At 64.1% G+C, this 17,650-nt stretch carries 18 protein-coding genes; 3 read left to right on the forward strand and 15 right to left on the reverse strand.

All coding sequences use genetic code 11. The features are described from left to right. From ACSQ9I_RS17580 to ACSQ9I_RS17625, 10 genes are all read right to left on the reverse strand, one after another. Nucleotides 1–819: a TrbG/VirB9 family P-type conjugative transfer protein gene (locus tag ACSQ9I_RS17580; protein ID WP_436313917.1), complete on the reverse strand. Its 819-nt coding sequence runs from the start codon at nt 817–819 to the stop codon at nt 1–3. Beyond that, nucleotides 816–1,619: a virB8 family protein gene (locus tag ACSQ9I_RS17585; RefSeq protein WP_436313918.1), complete on the reverse strand. Its 804-nt coding sequence runs from the start codon at nt 1,617–1,619 to the stop codon at nt 816–818. The genes ACSQ9I_RS17580 and ACSQ9I_RS17585 overlap by 4 nt, the downstream gene beginning before the upstream one ends. After that, nucleotides 1,616–1,753: a hypothetical protein gene (locus tag ACSQ9I_RS17590; protein WP_436313919.1), complete on the reverse strand. Its 138-nt coding sequence runs from the start codon at nt 1,751–1,753 to the stop codon at nt 1,616–1,618. Before ACSQ9I_RS17590 ends, ACSQ9I_RS17585 begins: the two co-directional genes overlap by 4 nt. A 10-nt stretch (nt 1,754–1,763) precedes the next feature. Further along, the gene (locus ACSQ9I_RS17595; RefSeq protein WP_436313920.1) at nt 1,764–2,717 is read right to left on the reverse strand and encodes a type IV secretion system protein; all 954 of its coding nucleotides are present in this window, start codon (nt 2,715–2,717) and stop codon (nt 1,764–1,766) included. A gap of 13 nt (nt 2,718–2,730) precedes the next feature. Further along, entirely contained in the window at nt 2,731–2,994 is a 264-nt protein-coding gene (locus ACSQ9I_RS17600; protein WP_436309203.1) for a hypothetical protein, read from the reverse strand. Between the two features lie 4 nt (nt 2,995–2,998). Next, nucleotides 2,999–3,721 (reverse strand): P-type DNA transfer protein VirB5, encoded by a 723-nt coding sequence (gene virB5 / locus ACSQ9I_RS17605; protein WP_436313921.1) that lies wholly within the window; start codon nt 3,719–3,721, stop codon nt 2,999–3,001. Continuing rightward, on the reverse strand, nt 3,721–6,240 hold the full coding sequence (locus ACSQ9I_RS17610) for a conjugal transfer protein TrbE (RefSeq protein ID WP_436313922.1): 2,520 nt from the start codon (nt 6,238–6,240) through the stop codon (nt 3,721–3,723). The genes virB5 and ACSQ9I_RS17610 overlap by 1 nt, the downstream gene beginning before the upstream one ends. Further along, nucleotides 6,240–6,575, reverse strand: coding sequence for a hypothetical protein (locus tag ACSQ9I_RS17615; protein WP_436309204.1), 336 nt, complete (start codon nt 6,573–6,575; stop codon nt 6,240–6,242). The genes ACSQ9I_RS17610 and ACSQ9I_RS17615 overlap by 1 nt, the downstream gene beginning before the upstream one ends. 5 nt (nt 6,576–6,580) lie before the next feature. Continuing rightward, nucleotides 6,581–6,835, reverse strand: a complete 255-nt coding sequence (locus ACSQ9I_RS17620; RefSeq protein ID WP_436313923.1) for a hypothetical protein — start codon at nt 6,833–6,835, stop codon at nt 6,581–6,583. Nucleotides 6,836–7,005: 170 nt separating this feature from the next. Next, nucleotides 7,006–7,635 carry a lytic transglycosylase domain-containing protein gene (locus ACSQ9I_RS17625; RefSeq protein ID WP_436313924.1) on the reverse strand — a complete coding sequence of 210 codons (630 nt, stop codon included), beginning with the start codon at nt 7,633–7,635 and terminating at the stop codon, nt 7,006–7,008. 240 nt (nt 7,636–7,875) lie between these two features. On the opposite strand from ACSQ9I_RS17625, the gene ACSQ9I_RS17630 reads away from it, so the two are divergent. Further along, nucleotides 7,876–8,733, forward strand: coding sequence for a helix-turn-helix domain-containing protein (locus ACSQ9I_RS17630; RefSeq protein WP_436313925.1), 858 nt, complete (start codon nt 7,876–7,878; stop codon nt 8,731–8,733). Between the two features lie 83 nt (nt 8,734–8,816). Here the strand turns inward: ACSQ9I_RS17630 and mobF are convergent, their stop codons facing one another. From mobF to ACSQ9I_RS17650, 4 genes are all read right to left on the reverse strand, one after another. Next, nucleotides 8,817–11,807: a MobF family relaxase gene (mobF, locus tag ACSQ9I_RS17635; RefSeq protein WP_436313926.1), complete on the reverse strand. Its 2,991-nt coding sequence runs from the start codon at nt 11,805–11,807 to the stop codon at nt 8,817–8,819. A gap of 17 nt (nt 11,808–11,824) precedes the next feature. Continuing rightward, nucleotides 11,825–13,456: a type IV secretion system DNA-binding domain-containing protein gene (locus tag ACSQ9I_RS17640; RefSeq protein WP_436313927.1), complete on the reverse strand. Its 1,632-nt coding sequence runs from the start codon at nt 13,454–13,456 to the stop codon at nt 11,825–11,827. After that, nucleotides 13,456–13,809 (reverse strand): hypothetical protein, encoded by a 354-nt coding sequence (locus ACSQ9I_RS17645; protein WP_436313928.1) that lies wholly within the window; start codon nt 13,807–13,809, stop codon nt 13,456–13,458. The genes ACSQ9I_RS17640 and ACSQ9I_RS17645 overlap by 1 nt, the downstream gene beginning before the upstream one ends. A gap of 502 nt (nt 13,810–14,311) precedes the next feature. Next, nucleotides 14,312–14,860: a helix-turn-helix domain-containing protein gene (locus ACSQ9I_RS17650; protein WP_436315769.1), complete on the reverse strand. Its 549-nt coding sequence runs from the start codon at nt 14,858–14,860 to the stop codon at nt 14,312–14,314. 331 nt (nt 14,861–15,191) lie between these two features. Between ACSQ9I_RS17650 and ACSQ9I_RS17655 the strand changes: the two genes are divergently transcribed. Beyond that, a complete protein-coding gene (locus ACSQ9I_RS17655; protein WP_436292809.1) occupies nt 15,192–15,467 on the forward strand; it encodes a helix-turn-helix domain-containing protein in 276 nt (91 codons plus the stop codon). A gap of 73 nt (nt 15,468–15,540) precedes the next feature. Continuing rightward, nucleotides 15,541–15,693, forward strand: coding sequence for a hypothetical protein (locus tag ACSQ9I_RS17660; RefSeq protein WP_436313929.1), 153 nt, complete (start codon nt 15,541–15,543; stop codon nt 15,691–15,693). 166 nt (nt 15,694–15,859) lie between these two features. Here the strand turns inward: ACSQ9I_RS17660 and ACSQ9I_RS17665 are convergent, their stop codons facing one another. Beyond that, complete coding sequence (locus ACSQ9I_RS17665; RefSeq protein ID WP_436313930.1) at nt 15,860–16,648, reverse strand: HipA domain-containing protein; 789 nt, start codon at nt 16,646–16,648, stop codon at nt 15,860–15,862. Nucleotides 16,649–17,650 lie beyond the last annotated feature (1,002 nt).

Raw genomic sequence — 17,650 nt, forward strand, 5'->3', positions numbered from 1 at the left:
CTAGCCTCCCGGTTCCCGGATTGCGCGCTGGACCCTGCCGCTGGCGGTGCCGGTCGGCGATGACTGGATCGGCAGGCTCGGCGAGCGGTTGACGATGCCCGCCACCAGCGCGCCGCGGCGCAGGATGACGCGCTGCACCACGCGGTGCAGCACCATGGTGTCCTCCTCGACGTGGTAGTCGACCAGGCTCTCGGTCCCGTCGGGTTCGATCACGAACGCCGCGGGCAGCGGGTTGGCAGCAGAAAACAGCATGAAGGTCTGTCGGCCGTTGTCGTGCATGGACAGGGGCTGCAGCTCCTGCGGCCCCACGATCCAGTAGTCGTAGTTGGGCGTTCCTTCCCGCGAAGACTCCTTGAGGTCCGAATTCATCTGCCTGCGCTCGGCCTCCTGTTTCGCCAGCGCGATGGCCTCAGGTGTGCTGGCGTCCTGCTCGGGGTACTGCAGGCGCACCCAGTACGCGACGCTGCGCGACGTGCGGCTGGTGGTCTTGAGTTGGAACAGGTACGAGCGCCGATTCGTGAAGATGGTCAGATTGGTGTCCGCCTTGACGTCCTTGGGCTTGAGCACGAACAGGTTGCCGTTGATGGCCGCATGCCAGGCATCGCGGTCACCCATCGCGAAGTCCTTGATCTCCTCCTTCTTGCTGAGCTCGATCGTGGTGACCACCCCTTCGGCAGCGGCGATGCGGATGATGTTGTCGCCGGTGAACTTCACGGTCTGGATGCGCGCATCGCCCGCCGACGGCACGGTGCCGATCTCGGCGCGGACGAATCCGGCCGAGAGCAGCAGCGTAAGGAGCGCACACGCACAGTGGTTCATCTGGTTGCGGCCTGCGGCATGCCGACATTGGCCGGCGTGATCGCGGATGTCGACGAGACAGGAGCGGGCCCCACCGACCCGGGCGCTGCCGGCGCGCCGAGCACCTGCGGCACGCCCTCCTGGTCACGCCGGTAGTTCACCGCGCAGAAGCCGAAGGCGTTGACATGCAGGTCCCGGATCTGAGAAGGTATGTTGGCCTTCTCGTACCGCACCGTGAGGGTCGAGATGTAGCGCGTGCGCACAGGCGGGGCGACGCCGCGCGTCACGGTTTTGTCGAAGCGCACCTGCGCCACGCGCAGATCGTCCTGGTCGGTCGGCAGGAACGTGATGCTCTGAATCTCTGCGCGCTCGGCATCGGTCGGCGTCATCGTCTTGACCGGCGACTGGGCGTTGATCTCGGGATTGAAGTAGTTCTCCCAATCGGTGCGCACCGGTCCGCAGGACATCAGGTAGGCCGTCTTGTAGTTGGCTTCTGCTTCGCCGCGCGTGAAGCCCTCCCGCGCAAGCACATAGCGAGCGACATCCGATTGAACGATCTTCTGATCGCGGTCGCGGCCCACTGTCACTGTCTCACCGGGCGCCTGGACGTCGTAGGCACCGGTGGCGTTGTCGACGCGGATGATGGCGGGGACGAACTGCTTGAGTGGAAGCAGGACGCTGATGCTGAGCACACTCAAGGCGCACAAGATGCCGCAGGCCCAGGCGATCCTGGCGTTGCGTGAGGCGCGACGCTCCAGATCGAGGCGCTGCTGGGTATCCCAGTCCAGCGCCTGCGAGAAGTAGGTCTGCTTGTCGGTCACTTGGCTGCCTTCGTGCTCTGCGACGCATTGATGGGCCGCTCCTCGCCTGTCGGCCAGCCCGGCGGCTTGGGAGCGCCGCAGCCAACGAGGCTGATGACCACGGCGAACAAGAACAGCTTGAGCAGGTGCTTCATGTCAGCAGCCTCACTTGGAGCTTGAGCGGCCCAGCAGCGACCGTCCGTGAATCAAGTTCGTGAGTCCTGCACCGAACGAGCCACCACTTCCGCCTGTGAGCGATGCGCACATGACCGGGATCTGCAGGAACATGAAGAACATGGCAAGCGATATGAGCAGAATGGGTATGGTCAGTGCGGCGACATTCAGCCCGTCTCCTTTTGCTCCCACCAGCCGCGCAACCATCGAAAGCACGCCACCGCCTCCCGAAACGCCGCCCAAAGTCATATTCAGCTTGCCAACGTAGCTGTTGACGATTCCGATGAACATGAAGATGAATAGCGCAGTAAACACGTGATAGAAGACGAAGTACAAAGCCGTGTTCAGCCACGAGTAGAAGTAGTTCCTCGTCTGCGGGAGGATAAGCGCGAGCAAGAAGAATGGCCCGACAGCGAGCACCATGCTCAAGCCGAGTTTCGAGAAGATGATTGAAAACATAGCGGCAGCTAGCAGCAGGTACGTAGCCACGATCACCAGGACGCCCATCAGGAACAGGGCGATCGCTGGACCAATCGCCAATTCTTTCACTAAGTTCGTGCCAGCAGTGAACATCGCTGAGACGAGATCTACGATTTTCTCGTTCACTTGACCCAATAAATCGGGTGCACTGGAAGATGTTGCGCTCAGCGCGTTCGTAAGTTCAGATGGAAGGTTGAAGATGGGTCGCGCGACCCACGACAGATACCCGTTGCCCATTGCGTAGAGGACGATCATGAAGCCGACGAACTTCAACAACCAGTCAGTGATCGGCACCGCAACCTTGCCCTCAATTACGAGATAGCACCAGATCAGCATGCAGATGCCCAGAAGCACCCAAGCGACGGGAATGACATAACCCGAGATGCCCGCAGCGGCCGTTTCGTAGAACGATCCCAACGCCCGTTCAAAGTTGTTGTAGATGTCACCGATGATGTTGTCGGCCATGACGTGCGTCGCATCAGAACCTGACGGTGAGTGGCTTAGTGAGCTTTCCGACCTCGTCTTGCACCTTGCAAACCGCCATCCGCTTGCCGTTCTTTTCGACCTCTTCGGTGCAGGCCTTGTTCAGCTCCGTTAGCGGAGCGAGGTTGCCCTTGTCTGTCTCTGCCGCGATGGCTTTGGCGTCGAACCTTGGCAACTGGCTTATTTCTTCTTTCTTGCCGCATCCGGCGAGGGATGCCACAAGCACACCCAGAGCGACAAAGAGGTTTGATGTTTTCATAGCGTCAAAACCTGATGCCGCCAGCCGCCCCACGGGTCATGCCAGCATTGAAGTTGTCGATCGCCGACTGCTGCTGGAGCCGGCGGTCCGCCTCTTCCATCGCCTGGATGGTCGAAAGTTTGATCTGCTCGTTCTGCATCCGCACGGTTTCCACCTGGATGCGCGCCTGCACTTCGTTGATCGCCTTCACGTCCGTCGACGCGTTGATCGAACCGACAAAGGTCTGCAGGTTGCGGATGTTCTCGGCAGCCTTGCGGTAACCCATGTCGCCGATCTGCTTCTGTAGTGCGAGTTGCTGCCACTGCTGGTTGCAGGAAGAACGCATGGTGGGGTCGCTGTTGAGCTCCGTGCACGATCGCAGCTGGTTGGCTCGCATGATGTCGTTCAGCGACCCCGAGATGCCGGCGAACGACCCGCTGCCGTTCTTGAGCGACCGCACCGCGCCAACGTAGTCCTGTGGAAGGTACTGCGTCAGCAGGTCGTTGTTCATGAGGCTGCCCAGGTTGCGCATTCCCTGCAGCGTCCCGTAGACCTGCTTCATCTGGTCGAGCTGGTCGCTCATCGAGCGCAGCTGCTCGGTCCACTTCATGATCGTCTCGATCTGGTTCATCGTCGCCGGGATGTCGCTCGTGACCGTCACCGGGATCTGGGCGTTGGCGCCGCTGGCCAGGCCAGCGCTCGCCACGAGTCCGAGAAAGAAGCGCCTAGCGCACATGAACCGCTTCATCACACTCTCCTTTTCAGAAACAGGGGCAGCCAGGCGGCCGGCTCGGGACCCCCCTCGGCGATCGCTGCGTGCATGACCTCGACGTTGTCGAGGCTCGCGGACAGCACGGCCAGCATGTCGTCCATGCCGCTCAGGTCCATCCTCACCAGCATCGACTCGGCCCCCTTCTTGAGCAGGAACTGCCCTGAGTTCTCCTCGGTGTGCTTGATCAGGTGGAACTCGCGCGGCGTAAGCTTCAGGCCGTCGATGTAGTCGGCCTGCTCGGCCTCGCCGTTGGGAAGGAGCAGCTGGGTCGGGAACTGCGACAGCAGCGTGCTGCCGAGCGGCGAGCGGCTGATGTCGCTGGGCTCCTGCGTGTCCAGTCCGATCACGCCGTCTTCCTTGCGGATCGTCTTGCCCTTGTTCTCGATGAAGCTCTGCATCAGCGGATCCTTCAGCGCCCGCCAAGCCTCGGCGATGTCGATGATGTGCGGCGCGCCGGACGCCTGCTGCGCGATCTTGTGCGTCAGGTATCGAAGGATCGGCGTTCTCGCCTCCTCGATGTCGAGGAAGTTGGTCATGTCGAAGCCGAAGCTGTCGGCGCCGCTCAGATCGAACCGGTCGGTCTCGTTGTCCAGGACCCACGAAAAGGCACCGCCGTCGCACCAGCGACCCAGCGCGTTGTAGAGGCTGCTCTCGCGATGGGTAGGCAGGGAATCGCGCACTCGGGCGTAGCGGCGATGCTTCGGCTCGAGTTCGTAGACCTGCCGGATGCTGCGCAGCAGATCCTCTTCGTCCTTGTGCGTCATGACGTACTTGCCGTCGAACTGCGCGTTCCAGCTCATGATGCTCAGGATCACGGAGATGTTCTCCGGGGTCGGGGGCATGGAGAACGGGTTCATGCCTGTCGGCTCGCCGCCGGTGATCCGGAAGTACCGCCCTCCCATCGCGCGAATGCAGATCTCCTCGCCATAGTCCTTGTCGAAGCTGAAGATCTTCAGTGGCCGGCCGCTCGCCATCTCTTGCTTCCTTGCGAGCAGGCGCAGCGCGAGTTTCAACACCGTCTTGCCGCCGCCCGAACGCCCAATGATCTTGTAGTTGCCCAGCTCCTTGCGGTGCGCCCGGGCTCGCGCGTCACCGGCGGCGTCGTTGGCCGCCCCGCCCTGCTCTTCCTCCGAGCCGCGCCGCGCCGCCGGCTCGTCGTCGTAGTCGAGCCGGATGCCCTGCTCCAGCAGCCGGTTGCGGCTCACGTGGTAGTTGAAGAAGTAAGGCCCACCCGCGGCGGTCTTCAGCAGCGCAATCGGCGCACCCCACTGGCTGCCCTGCGCGTTGCCCCTGGGATGGTTGTGCATCGGGAAAAACTTGGAGAAGTTCTTGCTGCTGATCGGCATCGCGCGGATGCGTCCGTAATTGAAGTTGCCCGGCAGCGTGCTGAAGTAGGTGCAGATCAGCGCCCCGCCCCGCTCGCGCGAGGTGCTCATGCTCTTCTGGTCGAGCAGGGTCACGGCGGCATTGACGTTCTGGTTGAGCTCCTTGATGGTGTCGCCATAGACCACCAGGATCAGCTCGTGCTCGAACATCGAGAACTTGCCGGCCTGCAGCTGCGTGCGCGCCGCAGCGACCTCCTTGAGCTGCTCCTCGTTGTCGCTGGTGGACTTGATCTTGTTGTACTGGGTCTTGAGCAGGGCATCGGCCTTGTCGAAGGCCATCACCGTCACCGACTGACTGAGAACGAACTCGAAGGACGAGGACAGCAGGCCTTCGAAGACCTTGGCATCGAGATGCTCGGCCCGGTACGGGGCCACCAGCGTGAGGATGGCGGCAAACCGGGAGCCGGCCGCGCCCTCGATCTCCACCGTCTCGGCGCCGAAGTTCAGCGCCGCGGCCTGCAGGCTCTGGCTCAACGCGTACGCCCCGAGCCCGATGTTCCGGTCGGTGTTGTTCAGCAGCCGGCCATAGAACCCGGCGGTGCGCGAGCACAGCTGCCCGTCCAGGTCGTAGGTCCCGAGCTGCCGCGGGTGGTAGCGCTTCAGGCTCGCCATCAGTTGCGCGGACAGCTTGGACAGCTCGTCGCGCGCCCGCAATCGCAGCTCGGTCATGGCCTCGCTCGAACGCGTCGACAACCGGATGCTGGTGCGGTCCGCCCGGTTGCCGGCAAGGCGATACACCGGCGAGACGAACAGCTGGTTGGTGAAGTGCTGCTCGCCCTCGAACTTGCGCGCGTACTGCCGGGCGAACTCCGCGGAAAGGCTGTTGTCGTAGCGGATGTCAGAGAAGTCGTAGCGCACGCGCCGGCGCTCCAGATGCGTCCACAGCGCCACGTTCGGGCTGCGCGCGATGTTGTTGATCGCGGAGAACCATTGCTGATTGAGGTTGTCCAGCTCCCTGTGGCCGAGGGTCTCGAACGACAGGCCCTGCACCGAAATCGTCTGCGTGAGGTCGCCCTCGTAGGTGATGACGGTGTGGTCGTCGATCTGCTGCGAGTACGGCAGGCAGCTGGCGACACTGCGCTCGGCCTTGGTGCTGGGCACGGCAGACATCACTGCACCTCGCTCCGATTCAGGTGCGGGCTGAAGCTGACGACGCCGCGGCCGTGGCTGTTCTTGTTCAGGGCGAACCAGCGGTGCCGGTAGCTCGCCACCAGGTCCCGTACCCAGAACGGGTTGTCGTTGGTCTTGAGAACCAGGACCAGATGCAGCGGCAGCAGCAGGAGGGTCCAGAACCCGAACAGGCGCGTGCACAGCAGCAGGAGCATGCATTCGGCGCCGAACACGGGCAGCGGCACGTAGGCCTGCAGCACCGGTGCCTGCGGCCCGCGGTAGATCACGGCGCGCTCGAGCGCCGGCTCCTCGTGGCGTTGACCGGCCTCCATCATGGCGCTCAAAGATTCGAGATGCCCGAGGCCGATCCGCCCACCATGTCCTTGACGAACTGGATGATCGCCACGATACCGAAGGCCAGCGCCGTTCCCAGCAGCGCCTGGAAGAAGATCTTCTTCGGATCGTCGCGGCCGAGCCAGTTGCCGGTCACCCAATTCAGCAGCATGAGCAGGCAGGCGATGGCGCCGATCACTCCGACAACGCCGTAGATGGCGTTGAAGATGTTGACGCCGGCCTGCTTCAGGCTTTGGGCCATGACGGGATCGCCAGCTGCTGCGAGCGCGCCCGCAACGCATGACATGCGCGCCCAACCGGCCACGCGGCGAGCCTTGGCGAGATCAATCCTGTGGAGCGGCATGGTGAACTGGGCAAGCATGGAATCCTCCCGAGGTGAAGTGGTCGGTGTTTGACTGCGCAGGTAGAGGGTCAGAAGCCCGGGCGGCTGCCGGCCTTTTCGAAGATGTCGAGCGACTCGCCGGCAAGGGTCTGCTTGCTCTTGGTTTCGTCCGCCGGCAGCGCAGCGACGTTCACCGCCGCGCGCGGGGCCGAGACTGCGGGCCGGGCGGCCAGGGCACCGGCGCCGAAATGCACCGAGGGCGGCGCACTGCTCATGTACGCGAAGATCCGGCTGCAGTACGCATCGCTGATCGCCCGGTCCACGCCGCCGGAGTTGTAGCCGCGCAGCGCCGCCCATATCGCTGCCATGCCGGAATAGCCGGAGGCCACGGCACGGTGGTAAGAGTTCCAGAGGATCTTCTGGCCCACAGCGAGGTTCTGGCACGGATCGAAGGCCTGCTGCCAGGTCAGCCTGTACAGCGACACGTTGCTCGCGTGAATCTGCGCCAGTCCGACCGAGAACTTGCGGCCAGCGGCAACCAGGGCCTTGGCCGTTGCGACGGCCTCCTCCAAGGTCGCCGGCTGCTTCACCGAACCGTGCGCCTTGTCCATGCCGATCGCCAGGGGCTGCCAGGCCGACTCGGCACGCACGAGCGCCTGCATCAGCACCGGCGAGACCTGCGGAGCACATTGATCGAGCAACGCAGCGATCGCTACCATTGCGCCGCTCCTGCATTGCCACGCGTACCGCTCGCAAGGAAGGGCGCAAGCCGTAGACCATCGCACAACGTCGCGGTGGAGTGGCTTTGCATGGTCGTAGCGAGCATTTTTTGATCGTCAACGGATGGAAAACTAGTCAATGCCGTCTGGCGCGTGGCGTATTATGTATCGTCTGACGATACAAAAGGTGATTTATAGTTGCGCGTGACGCAAACTTACATTTTGATAAGGCCAGAGTAGATGCCATCCAGTCCGCCCCCCGACGAAGACGAACCACCGTCGCAAGCCGCTCAGGCCGTTCGCGCCCTGCTCGACCGCCACGGCATCCCCAAGCACAGGCAATCCACATTCGTCGGCGAGTTCTTCAATCTCTCGCGCGCTGCTGCGCACCGCCGCGTTCACAGCACGGCTGCCTGGACCATCGACGAGTTGCAGACCCTCGCGGAAAAGTTCGGGGAGTCGCTTCCGGAGATGCTCGGCGGCGGACGTGCCAAGGGAGGGACGAGAGCGACGTTGCAGGTGGGAGAGGTCCGGGCCCCGTGCCGCGTCTGGTTTGCCGATGGCGAAGAGCTCGGCAACGCCACCTTTGTGGCCGTGGAAAGCGCCGGCGCCTACAAGGTCGTTCCTGCAGACTCGGCGCCCAAATCCTCCAGGACCCGGCAGATCGCCCGCTTCGAAATCGACCAGACGATCGGCCTGCCTGCCCGCATCGCGGTACTGGACGACGACAAGGAAGTCACGCAGACGATCTGCGCCGCGCTGCGTGAGAAAGGCTACGAGCCGGTGGGTTTCAGCGCCGCGAATGCGTTGATCGCAGAGATCCAGCGCTCGCCGTTCGACGGCTACATCCTCGACTGGAAAGTGCGCGGCGGCAATGCCTTGCCGGTCGTGGCAAAGATCCGCGAGCAGGCTGTTCACGGCGCCATCGCCCTGCTCAGCGGGCGCCTACGCGACGGCAGCATCAACACGGCGGAGGTCGCCGCGGCGTCGAGCCAGTACAACTTCAGGGTGTTCGAAAAGCCCGCGCAGATCGAGTTCATCATTGCGGCGCTCGAGAGCGATGGCCTGGAATCCCCTCGAGCCCCGGATTCCCGATAGGGCTTTTCCGTCGCGCGGTCGAACGGGCAGGGCACGAGGGTCCCGCCGGGACCGACACCGCGTGGCGACCAGCTACGGCCGCCTCACCTCTGGTGAGCGACCCCGAGCGCCGCCGCTGCCGGCCTTGCAGGCGGCGGGCCCATCCTGACCTGAGCGGCAAGCTTGAGCCTGGCAGCACGGTCTATCTTGGTTTTCAGGACCATCTGCTCGTTGCGCACATCGCGCAATTCCAGTGCCGCGAACTTCTTCGGCTCCCGGCTCATTGCCGCGGCGAGCTTCGACGCGTCGTCGGTGAACAGCGTGATGTCGTTGCGCGGCCGCGAGATGGCCACGTAGAACACCGCCCGGTTGCTGGTCAGGCTTTTCGTGTTGGCGTCGACCAGGACCCGGTTCCTGGTGAGCCCCTGCGCAGAGTGGATCGTGCTGGCATAGCCGTGCTGCAGGTGCATGGGCCGCCGGCGATCGATCCTGATGCCCAGGCGACCGCCTTTGAGCGTCACATGCGTCGCATCGACGGCCGCCACCTGGTAGCGCTCGCCATTGCAGACACCCAGGACCTTGTCGTTCGCGCTCACACGCACCCAGTCGCCCGGCGCCAGATCCACGTTCTCCATCTCGTACAAGCGCAACATGGACTGCCGACCGGGGTTGAAGTCGAAGCGCCGGCCCCCTTCCCTGTCCACCGTGAGCAGGTTGCGCCGGATGTCGTGGCTCACGACGGTCAGCTGCTCGCCCTTGACGAGATCGCTGCCGTAGCTGCGCTGCGGCACGACGATCTGGCCGGCTTCGTAGCTCTGCGCCGACCTGAGTTCGGCGCGCGTCATGTCGACGTTGTTAAGTACTTTCACCTTTTCACCGTTCGGAAGTGACAGCCCCTCGCGCACCAGCGCATTGATCGCCCGGCGTGCCTCGTTGGTGCCGGCGACGATCAAGGTTTCGAGTCGCTCGGATGCCAGGAGCTGGACATAGGCCTGCGCAATGCGCACGTAGCGCCGGGCGTCCTGCTTCACCTCCACTACCGTATGTTGGAGCACCGACACGGCGGCGGGAACCTCGCTGTTCGCCGCGTGGACCACCGCCGCACGGATCGCCTCGTTCCTCTGGCGCTTGATCTCGGTCAGGTAGGCCCTCGTCATGCCGGCGTCCTGCAGCTGCTCGAAAGGTTTGCCGGCCTCCACCGCGTGGGTCTGCTTGCGATCGCCCGCCAGGATCAGCCGCGCATCGTGCTTCTCGACGATGGCCATGAGCTTTTCGAGCTGGTGCGCGGGCACGACGCCAGCTTCGTCCAGCAGCACGATCGAATGGCGATCGAGCGCTCGATGCTGGCTGGTTCGGGCAAGGAAGGAGGCGAGCGTCTGCGACTCCATACCCAGCGCAGCCAGCGCCTCGTTCTGCGACGCGTAGGGCGCCAGCCCGATCACCCGGTAGCCGAGCTTGCCCGACAGCTTGCCAGTCTCGGCCTTGATCCCTTCGACGGCCTTGCGCAGCATGTGGCTCTTGCCGGTCCCTGCCAGGCCCTGGATGCCGACGAACCGATCGCGCGCGGTCAGCACCATCGACACCGCATCACGCTGGCCGGCATTCAGGTCGCTCGCTGCCAGCATGCCGGCCGCCGCCTCGGCAGATGCCACGGCGGGCACGGCGCCGCGCCCGGCTTTCTCGATGGCCAGGATGCGGATCTCGCTGCGGCGGGCTTCGGGCGTCGTGAAGCGCGGCTCGGCCGAGACGAGCGCACCGCGCCGGATGGCCGCGTCGACGCTGGCCTGCGCCTGCTGCTGGGCCTGGCCGCGCGCCGCCATCGTCAGGGCGATCCATGAAGAGCGGGTCAGCTTCTCCGAGTCGTCATGTCCCTTGAAGCGGCCCGCGCGAGGATCCCTCAGCAGCTCCGAGGCGCTGATGTTCAGCGAGCGGGCCGTCTGGTACAGCGGCAGCTCGGACAGCAGACGGCCATCCGATTTCGCCGAGTTCAGCGCCGCTTCGACCGCAGTGGTGCTGGTGCGCGTTGCAGCGCGGCCATAGGCCACCTCGAGCAGTTCGCCCCGGGTGAAGATACCCTGCCGCTCCGCCAGGTGCGCGATCGCGAAGTCGATCGCGTCATTGGCTGCTGTCGCGCTGCCCCCCTTGCCGGTCAGCTTCTCGACGATGGCGTCGCCCAGCTTGCCGACTCTTCGCTGGATCGTCTGCCCGAGCCCACTCTGGACATCCAGCTCGATGCCGGCCTCGCGTGCGGTCTGCAGCCAGTGCGCGCGCAGCCAGGCACGGTCGCTCTCGGTCTTCTTGCGGCGCGTGGCCAGCGTGATGATCTGTTTCTGGGCGGTGGTGGCGCTTTCCCGATCCTGACCGCGTGCCGCGAGCAGCCGCTCGATCTCCTGGCTACGCTGACTGAAAAGCCGGATAGCCGGATCGGAAATGTGCGCCAGCTCCCAGCCGCCCTTTCGGGTCTCGCGCAACTCGAAACCCAGCGCCCTCAGCTCGGCCGCCAGCGTCGCACGGTAGAAGGCGCCCACCACCTTCACGTTCCTGAGCATGTCCTCGTTCGAGAGGGCCCGCCATTCGCCATCCGAACGGCGTGTCAGGTTCATGACGATGGCATGCGTGTGCAGTTGCGGATCCTGCGCGCGCGACAGCTCATGGCGGAACGTCGCCGTCACGAGCTTGCCGGTGCGCTCCCGAAACGACAGGCCGGCTTGCTTTTTGCGGGTGGCAGCGAACTCCTGCAGCAGGTCGAGACTCTTTTTCACGGCCGCGTCGTGCGCGTCGATGATCCGCGGGTCACCCTTCACGAGCGCCTGGATGCTGACCGATTTGGGCGCACTGAAGGTGAAGTCGATGCCCTTGCGGTCCTTGCTGCCCTTGGTCTGGCTGAGTCGGACGCGCTTCCCGTTGGGCAACTGGCCGTCGAGCAGGTTCTGGAAGGTCTCGCGATCGACGGCGTGGATGCCGTCCAGCCCGAGATCGATCACCCCCTGACCGATCCAGTCGCCGCGATGGCCCTCCTTGCCGCAGTAGTCGTCGGAGGTTTCGAAGTAGTGGGCTGCGCCGGAGGCGCTGGTCACGAACTTGAAGGACAGCATCCGCCGGCGCTCCAGCGTCAGGCACTGGCCGCGGCGGCCACTGCTGCGGGCGTGGCGGGCGCAGCATCGGCCGCGGCTGAGAACAGCAGGTTTTCTTCCTGTGGCCGATCATGAAAGCCGTCCGCCATGACCATCGGCGCCGCAACCACCGGGCGTGGCTTGTACCTCATGGTCACGCGTGCGATGGGATAGTTGCCCGCCAGCTTCAGGTAGCCCGTGAGATTGGGGAGCAGGTGGAACTCGGCCGGCGACACCAGGCGCTCGGTGTCCTGGCGATGCGAAAGGGTGCCCTTCCCGCCTGCACTGCCGACCGACACGCTGGGCGCCCGGCGCAGCACGGTATGTTCGCCCAGCCCGCGAGAGAACTCCTCGGCGGTGTAGGTGTCGAGTTCGCCGATGCCGCACAGGAAGGCGCTGCGAAAGCAGTTGCGCAACGTCAGCGCGTCGTCCCTGCCGTAGATGTCGTTGAGTTGCGCCAGCGACTGCACCCCCGGCATGATGCGCAGGCCCTTCTTCCGTCCCTTGGTCGCGGCGTCGATGATGTAGTTCAGCTTCTCCAGTGAGTCGAGTTCGTCGCAGACCAGGTGCATGCGCCGGTCCGGATCCTCCGGCATCGACAGCACGCTGGCGCAGGTCACGTCCACCCAGCAGGAGATCAATGGCTTCAACGCCTGCAGCATGTCCTCACGCCAGGTGATCCACAGGCTTCCCCGACCCGCGTCGAGCCAATCCCGGAACGAGAAGTCGCCCGAGGGCAGGTACTTGTGCGGCGTGATGTACTGGGTCAGCACGGTCCGGATGCTGGCCAGGGTGTCCGGCGCTCCGTGGAAGCAGCCGGCGGCCGGCGTTCCCGCCAGCAGCGCCTTGAGGTCGTCATTGCTGGCCGTCGTGAGCCAGTAGACCAGCCGCTCCGTGGTGCCCGCTCCCTGCCGCAGCAACACCGTCAGGGTCTCGCTCACGATCGTGCGGCCCATGCTGTTCCACGTCTCCTGCTCCGTGGACGGGCTGCGCGGGATCAGGCTGATCGCGTACTGCTCGCAGTCGAAGCTGGTCCGGATCTCGTTGAAGATGCTCCAGCCCTGGCTGCGCTTGTCGAACGGATTCAGGATCGCGTCGCCAGCGGCGTAGAAGTAGCGCATGGATGCGCCGTCGGGATCGACACAGATGATGCGGTCCTGACGCGCCACCGCGCTTTCGATGTAGTCGCTGATGCACACACTCTTGCCCGTGCCGGTCGAACCGCCCACGAAGAACTGGGTGTTCTCCACTTCCGCAGGAATGGGAATCCCGGCAAAACGCAGTTGCCCCCTGCCCTTCCTGGTCTGCGCGGCGAGCAGCGTCTGGCTCACCATCCTGGGCCCCCTCAGTCTCGTCACGAAGGCCGCGCCGCCGAAGTGATTGACGTAGCGATTCGCACAGACGGCGAAGACCAGCACGCCGAGAATCAGGCCCGCGATCGGCCCGATCCAGAGCGCTGGAATGCCGGGCGTCTCCTTGGCCGCATACCAGAGACCCCGTGCAAACATCGATGCGGGTAGCCGGTAGTAGAGCGCGACGCCAGCGACCCAGCCCGCCAGGATGGCGGCGAACACACCGAGCGCGAGCAAGGATCGCAGGGCGTTGTCGGGGCTGCGATGGCTGACGAGCATCACCTGCCCTTCAGGAAGCCTTCGATCGCCGTGACGTCCAGCACCTGGTCAGCCTGGGCACGGATGCTTTCACTGACCGACTTGCGAACCATGACGTACAGGCCGCAGAGGATGCCCAGCAGCAAGTCCGGATCGGTCTTTCCACCATCGCTATCGCGCAGCCGCTCGACCCCGGCGCCGATGCGTTCGAGCTCGGATCGAATCTCCTGGAGCACGCCGACGTTGAGCGTGAGGGCGTCGAAGTAGACCTGCTTGATGTGCGAGCTCAGGCCGGCGATGCCCGAGGCCGCATGGGCACGCTGCAGCACCTCGGCCTCTTCAGCGTTGAACTTGATGGACACGATGCTCGGCATGGTCCTACCCCTTCAAGCAGCATTCATGCGGTTTTCGGACCCCGAGGTCATACCTCGGAGAGTCCAGGCCGTACCCAGTTCAACCCCTTGGCGACGGAAGTGAAATGGCGCAAATGGCGAAGGTCGATCATCTGCGTCTCCCCCGTGGGTCTTTTCATGTTGACTTGCGCCTCGACTGATCATTCATTGGACGTCTTGCTCCTGCCGTCGCGTACCAACGCAACATATTGATCGCCCCTCGAAGAGCCTATCCGAGCGCGTGCCTTCGCTCACCCACCAGTTCTGGGAGTTGACTGTCCCGCGGCCCCCGTGCCGCTCTGTCCGTGGTCGCGCCGTTCCGGCCCGCAATCATGGTTTAGGCGCTGCTGCTCGAACGCCGCAATGCCGGTTTCATAGTTCTTCTGCAAGCGTCACTTGCCCATCGCCATGACCGCCGCCGCTGGCTGAGGGCTGGAGGGCTGGAGGACTGAGACTGGGGTTATGGCTGGGACTGCGTTGCGGTCTAGTCGCGCAACGAAAAGACGATCGCCAGATAGCTCACCGGCGCTTCGATGATCGCCTCGACCCCGTGCAGCGCGCTCGCGTCAAACAGCAGCGCGTCGCCACGGCCGAGCTTGAGCAGCTTGCCGCCGTAGCGGTAGCTCACGCTCCCGGACATCAGGTACAGGAACTTCAGGCCCGGATGCTGGAAGCTGGTGTAAGGCCGCGCCTGAGGCTGCAGCGTGACCAGATAGGGCTCCACGAACAAGTTGCCCGACAGCAGGTGGCCCAACAGCTCGTAGCGGTAGTCCGCCACGGCGCCGATGCGCTCGACCATGATCCCGTGGCCTGCCGGCACGAAGGACAGGTCCGTGCGGCTTCTCTGGTCGGAGAAGAAGCGGGAAAGCGGAACATCGAGCCCCTGGGCGATGCGGTTGAGCGTCTCCACCGATGGGGACACCAGGCCGCGCTCGACACGCGAGAGCAGCGAGCTGGAGATGCCGCAGCGGCGGGCGAGTTCGCCGCCAGAGGCGCCGCAGGCGACGCGCAGGGCCTTGATCTGCTCGCCCAGGCGCGAGGTGGACTCGCTGCGGGCAGGCGTTGCGGGACGGCCGCGCGGGTGCGACAGTGCAACGGGTATCTTGGGTTTTCTTGCCGTTGGGAACGGCGAAGCAGTGAGCAGTTTTCTCATGGCATGTCTTTCTGACCGAGATGCGGAGCGTCCTCATCCCTGCCCTCGTGCACCTCTGCTGATCCGCATTCCGCGCTCATGGCATCGACAATCCCTCTTCATGTGAATTCCTTTCCGGCTGGAGGGCGCGAATGTTGTTCTCGAATGGTAACTATATCCCGTCCAATCTTATACCGTGGAGCTTAATGCCATTTAAATTGACCATCCATGAATGGTCAAACCCACCTCAACCGGCAAGCAGAAAGTGCCCGAGCTGCTGCTTTTTGGGGAGGCTGTTCGTCGCCGCCGGAAGAAGCTTGGCTATTCGCAAGAGGCGTTCGGTGACGCATGCGGGATCGACCGCAGCTATATGGGCGGCATCGAACGTGGCGAACACAACCTCGCCCTGATCAACATACTGAAAATCGTCACTGCGCTCGGCATTCAGCCATCGGAATTTTTCAAGGACCTAGATCAGCACAGGAAGAGAACAGGCAAGGCACCGTAGTGGGCTGAAGTCGCTGGGCCGGGGGCTCAGCTGAAGAGGTCAAGACCGGGCCGCGGCCCCGCCAGCGCTTTGGTTGACCGTGGAAAGACTGGCCGCAGTGCTCGACGTGCCGGTGGCCTACTTCTACGCGGTTGATGACGACACGGCCGCCATGCTACTTGCCTTTCACGCGCTCACGCCCGAAAGGCGCATCAAGGCGTTGGAGATCATCACCCGGATGCAGTGAGCCAGGTCACCGCCTTGACTCCTTCTCAAGTTGTGGAGTAAGCCTCGCAAGGTGGTCAGCGGCTATGGACAAATTTGGTGCTTGCCTGCTTCGGCGCGCCACGGACGTGACGCTCCGCCGCAGGGCAGACGGAGACGACGTCTTCAGCAGCAGTGATCGCCGTCAGTCAGTCGAAGGACTCCACGCGGCCTCGGCACAGTTCAAAGACCTTCGCCACGGCCGCTTCGGCATGCGGACCGTAGAGGCACTGCGCGGGAAAGACGAGACCCTCGATCGCGCCTTTGAGTGCTTGCAGAAGCTGATCGATCGCCTCGTTCGCGTCGCCCGCGCGCAAGCCTGCAAGGGTCGCGACGGCGACAAAGTCCGATCGGCGCAGCCGCTCATCCTTGCCATTGAGCTTCAGGGCCATGCGATCGTGCTCAAGGCGAGGAAACACGCGGGTCGTCAGCGTGTCGTAGACAGGGGCGACGCGAACCGAACGAAACGCCTGTTCGCCCGGATACGCGATCTTGAGGATTGCCATGTTCTTGAGGTGCATCTCTCCATCCGCGATCAGCCAGGCGAAGAGCGCACGCTGCAGCAGGAGGCGCAAGTCGTCCTCGGGAGCGGTCGATAGCGGCCGAATCGCGCGCGCCACGCGTTCGATCGTGCCGGTGTACTTGTCCTTAGGTTCCAGATCGAGGACCGAACACATGTCTTCCATCGCCAGCATGAGCGTGTCCTGCGGGCCGGTCCGGATGTCGAAGCGCTCAACGAGCAAGGCTGGTGGCAGGCCATCGGGCATGGCGACAAGGGCGTTGTCCGGCACCTCTAGCCCGGATCCGCGCGCAAGAGCAAGGCCGATCCATTCGACCAGCGGCAGGGATTCGAATCCGCTCGTTCCGGCGGGCTTGAGGATGTGGGTGAAGGGTAGACCGGTGGCCGGCTGGAGGACGCCGTTTTCGCCCAGGAACATCGGCGCCTTGATCTGGACGCCCGAAAGCCGGGGCGTTTCTGCGCTTTCGAAGAGTTTGGCGAGTCTTGCTCGAAGTCCTGGTCGGTGGCACTGCGCCCCGGACCGGCATAGGTCCCAGTAAAGACCCCCTCGGACATGAAGACGGAAAGCCGCGTTGAGAGAAGGTCTGACGGCAAGGCGGCGAGCTCCGCGCTCTTCTCTGCGATCGTGATGTTGGACATGTACCGCTTGCCCTCGCGCAGCAGCACGCGCTCGTCAGGATCCTTGAAAACTGACGCGAACCAGCCCTCAGGCAGCAGCGAGACGATGAAGGGTGGCAGTCGGCCTGGCGTGGTCTGCCGGATCAGCGGCGGCAGGACGGTACCGTCCTCGGCCGGGGTCCAACGCCATTCAAAACCGTCGTGAGACAGTTCACCGAGCGGCACGCCGTGCCACGCGACCGTCAGAGCGAAGGCGGCTTCGTTGCGGGTCGCGACAGAGGACGTTCGCCGAAGCAGATACTTCTCCGCGCCCTCCCCTTCACGATACCAGTCGTTTTCGCGGGCCAGCGCCCAGACCGCGTCAGCGGCGCCTTTGGCATCACCGTACTCCTGGATCAGGCGCACGGCGATCGCCGCGCGCATCGTCGCGTCGATCGACGCCGCATGTTCGCTGCGCAGGCGGAACGCCTCCAGGAAGCGCTGCCGCAGCGCCGAGACCGTGACCGGGAACTCGCCCATCAGTGAGCAACAAGAATTGACCTTTGCGTATTTCAGATACGCGAAAGTTAGATCCGGGCCACGGTTCCCCACCCCAACATACGCAGAGACTGGCAAACCGTCGGTTCCTGAGCCGTAGCTCCCGCAGCGCCTGAGGAGGGGCGCACGGTCTATCGCGTGCATCGCGTGCGCTGCGGCTCGTCTTCGAACTGACCGGCGCCAAGTACGCCCCATGGTTGGAAGCTCTCCGGACAGAGAAGCGGACCTTCGCCCCGACATTCACAGAGTCATCCGGACAAGAATC

The sequence above is a fragment of the Variovorax sp. LjRoot84 genome, assembly GCF_964254305.1.
In the GTDB taxonomy this organism is placed as follows: domain Bacteria; phylum Pseudomonadota; class Gammaproteobacteria; order Burkholderiales; family Burkholderiaceae_C; genus Variovorax.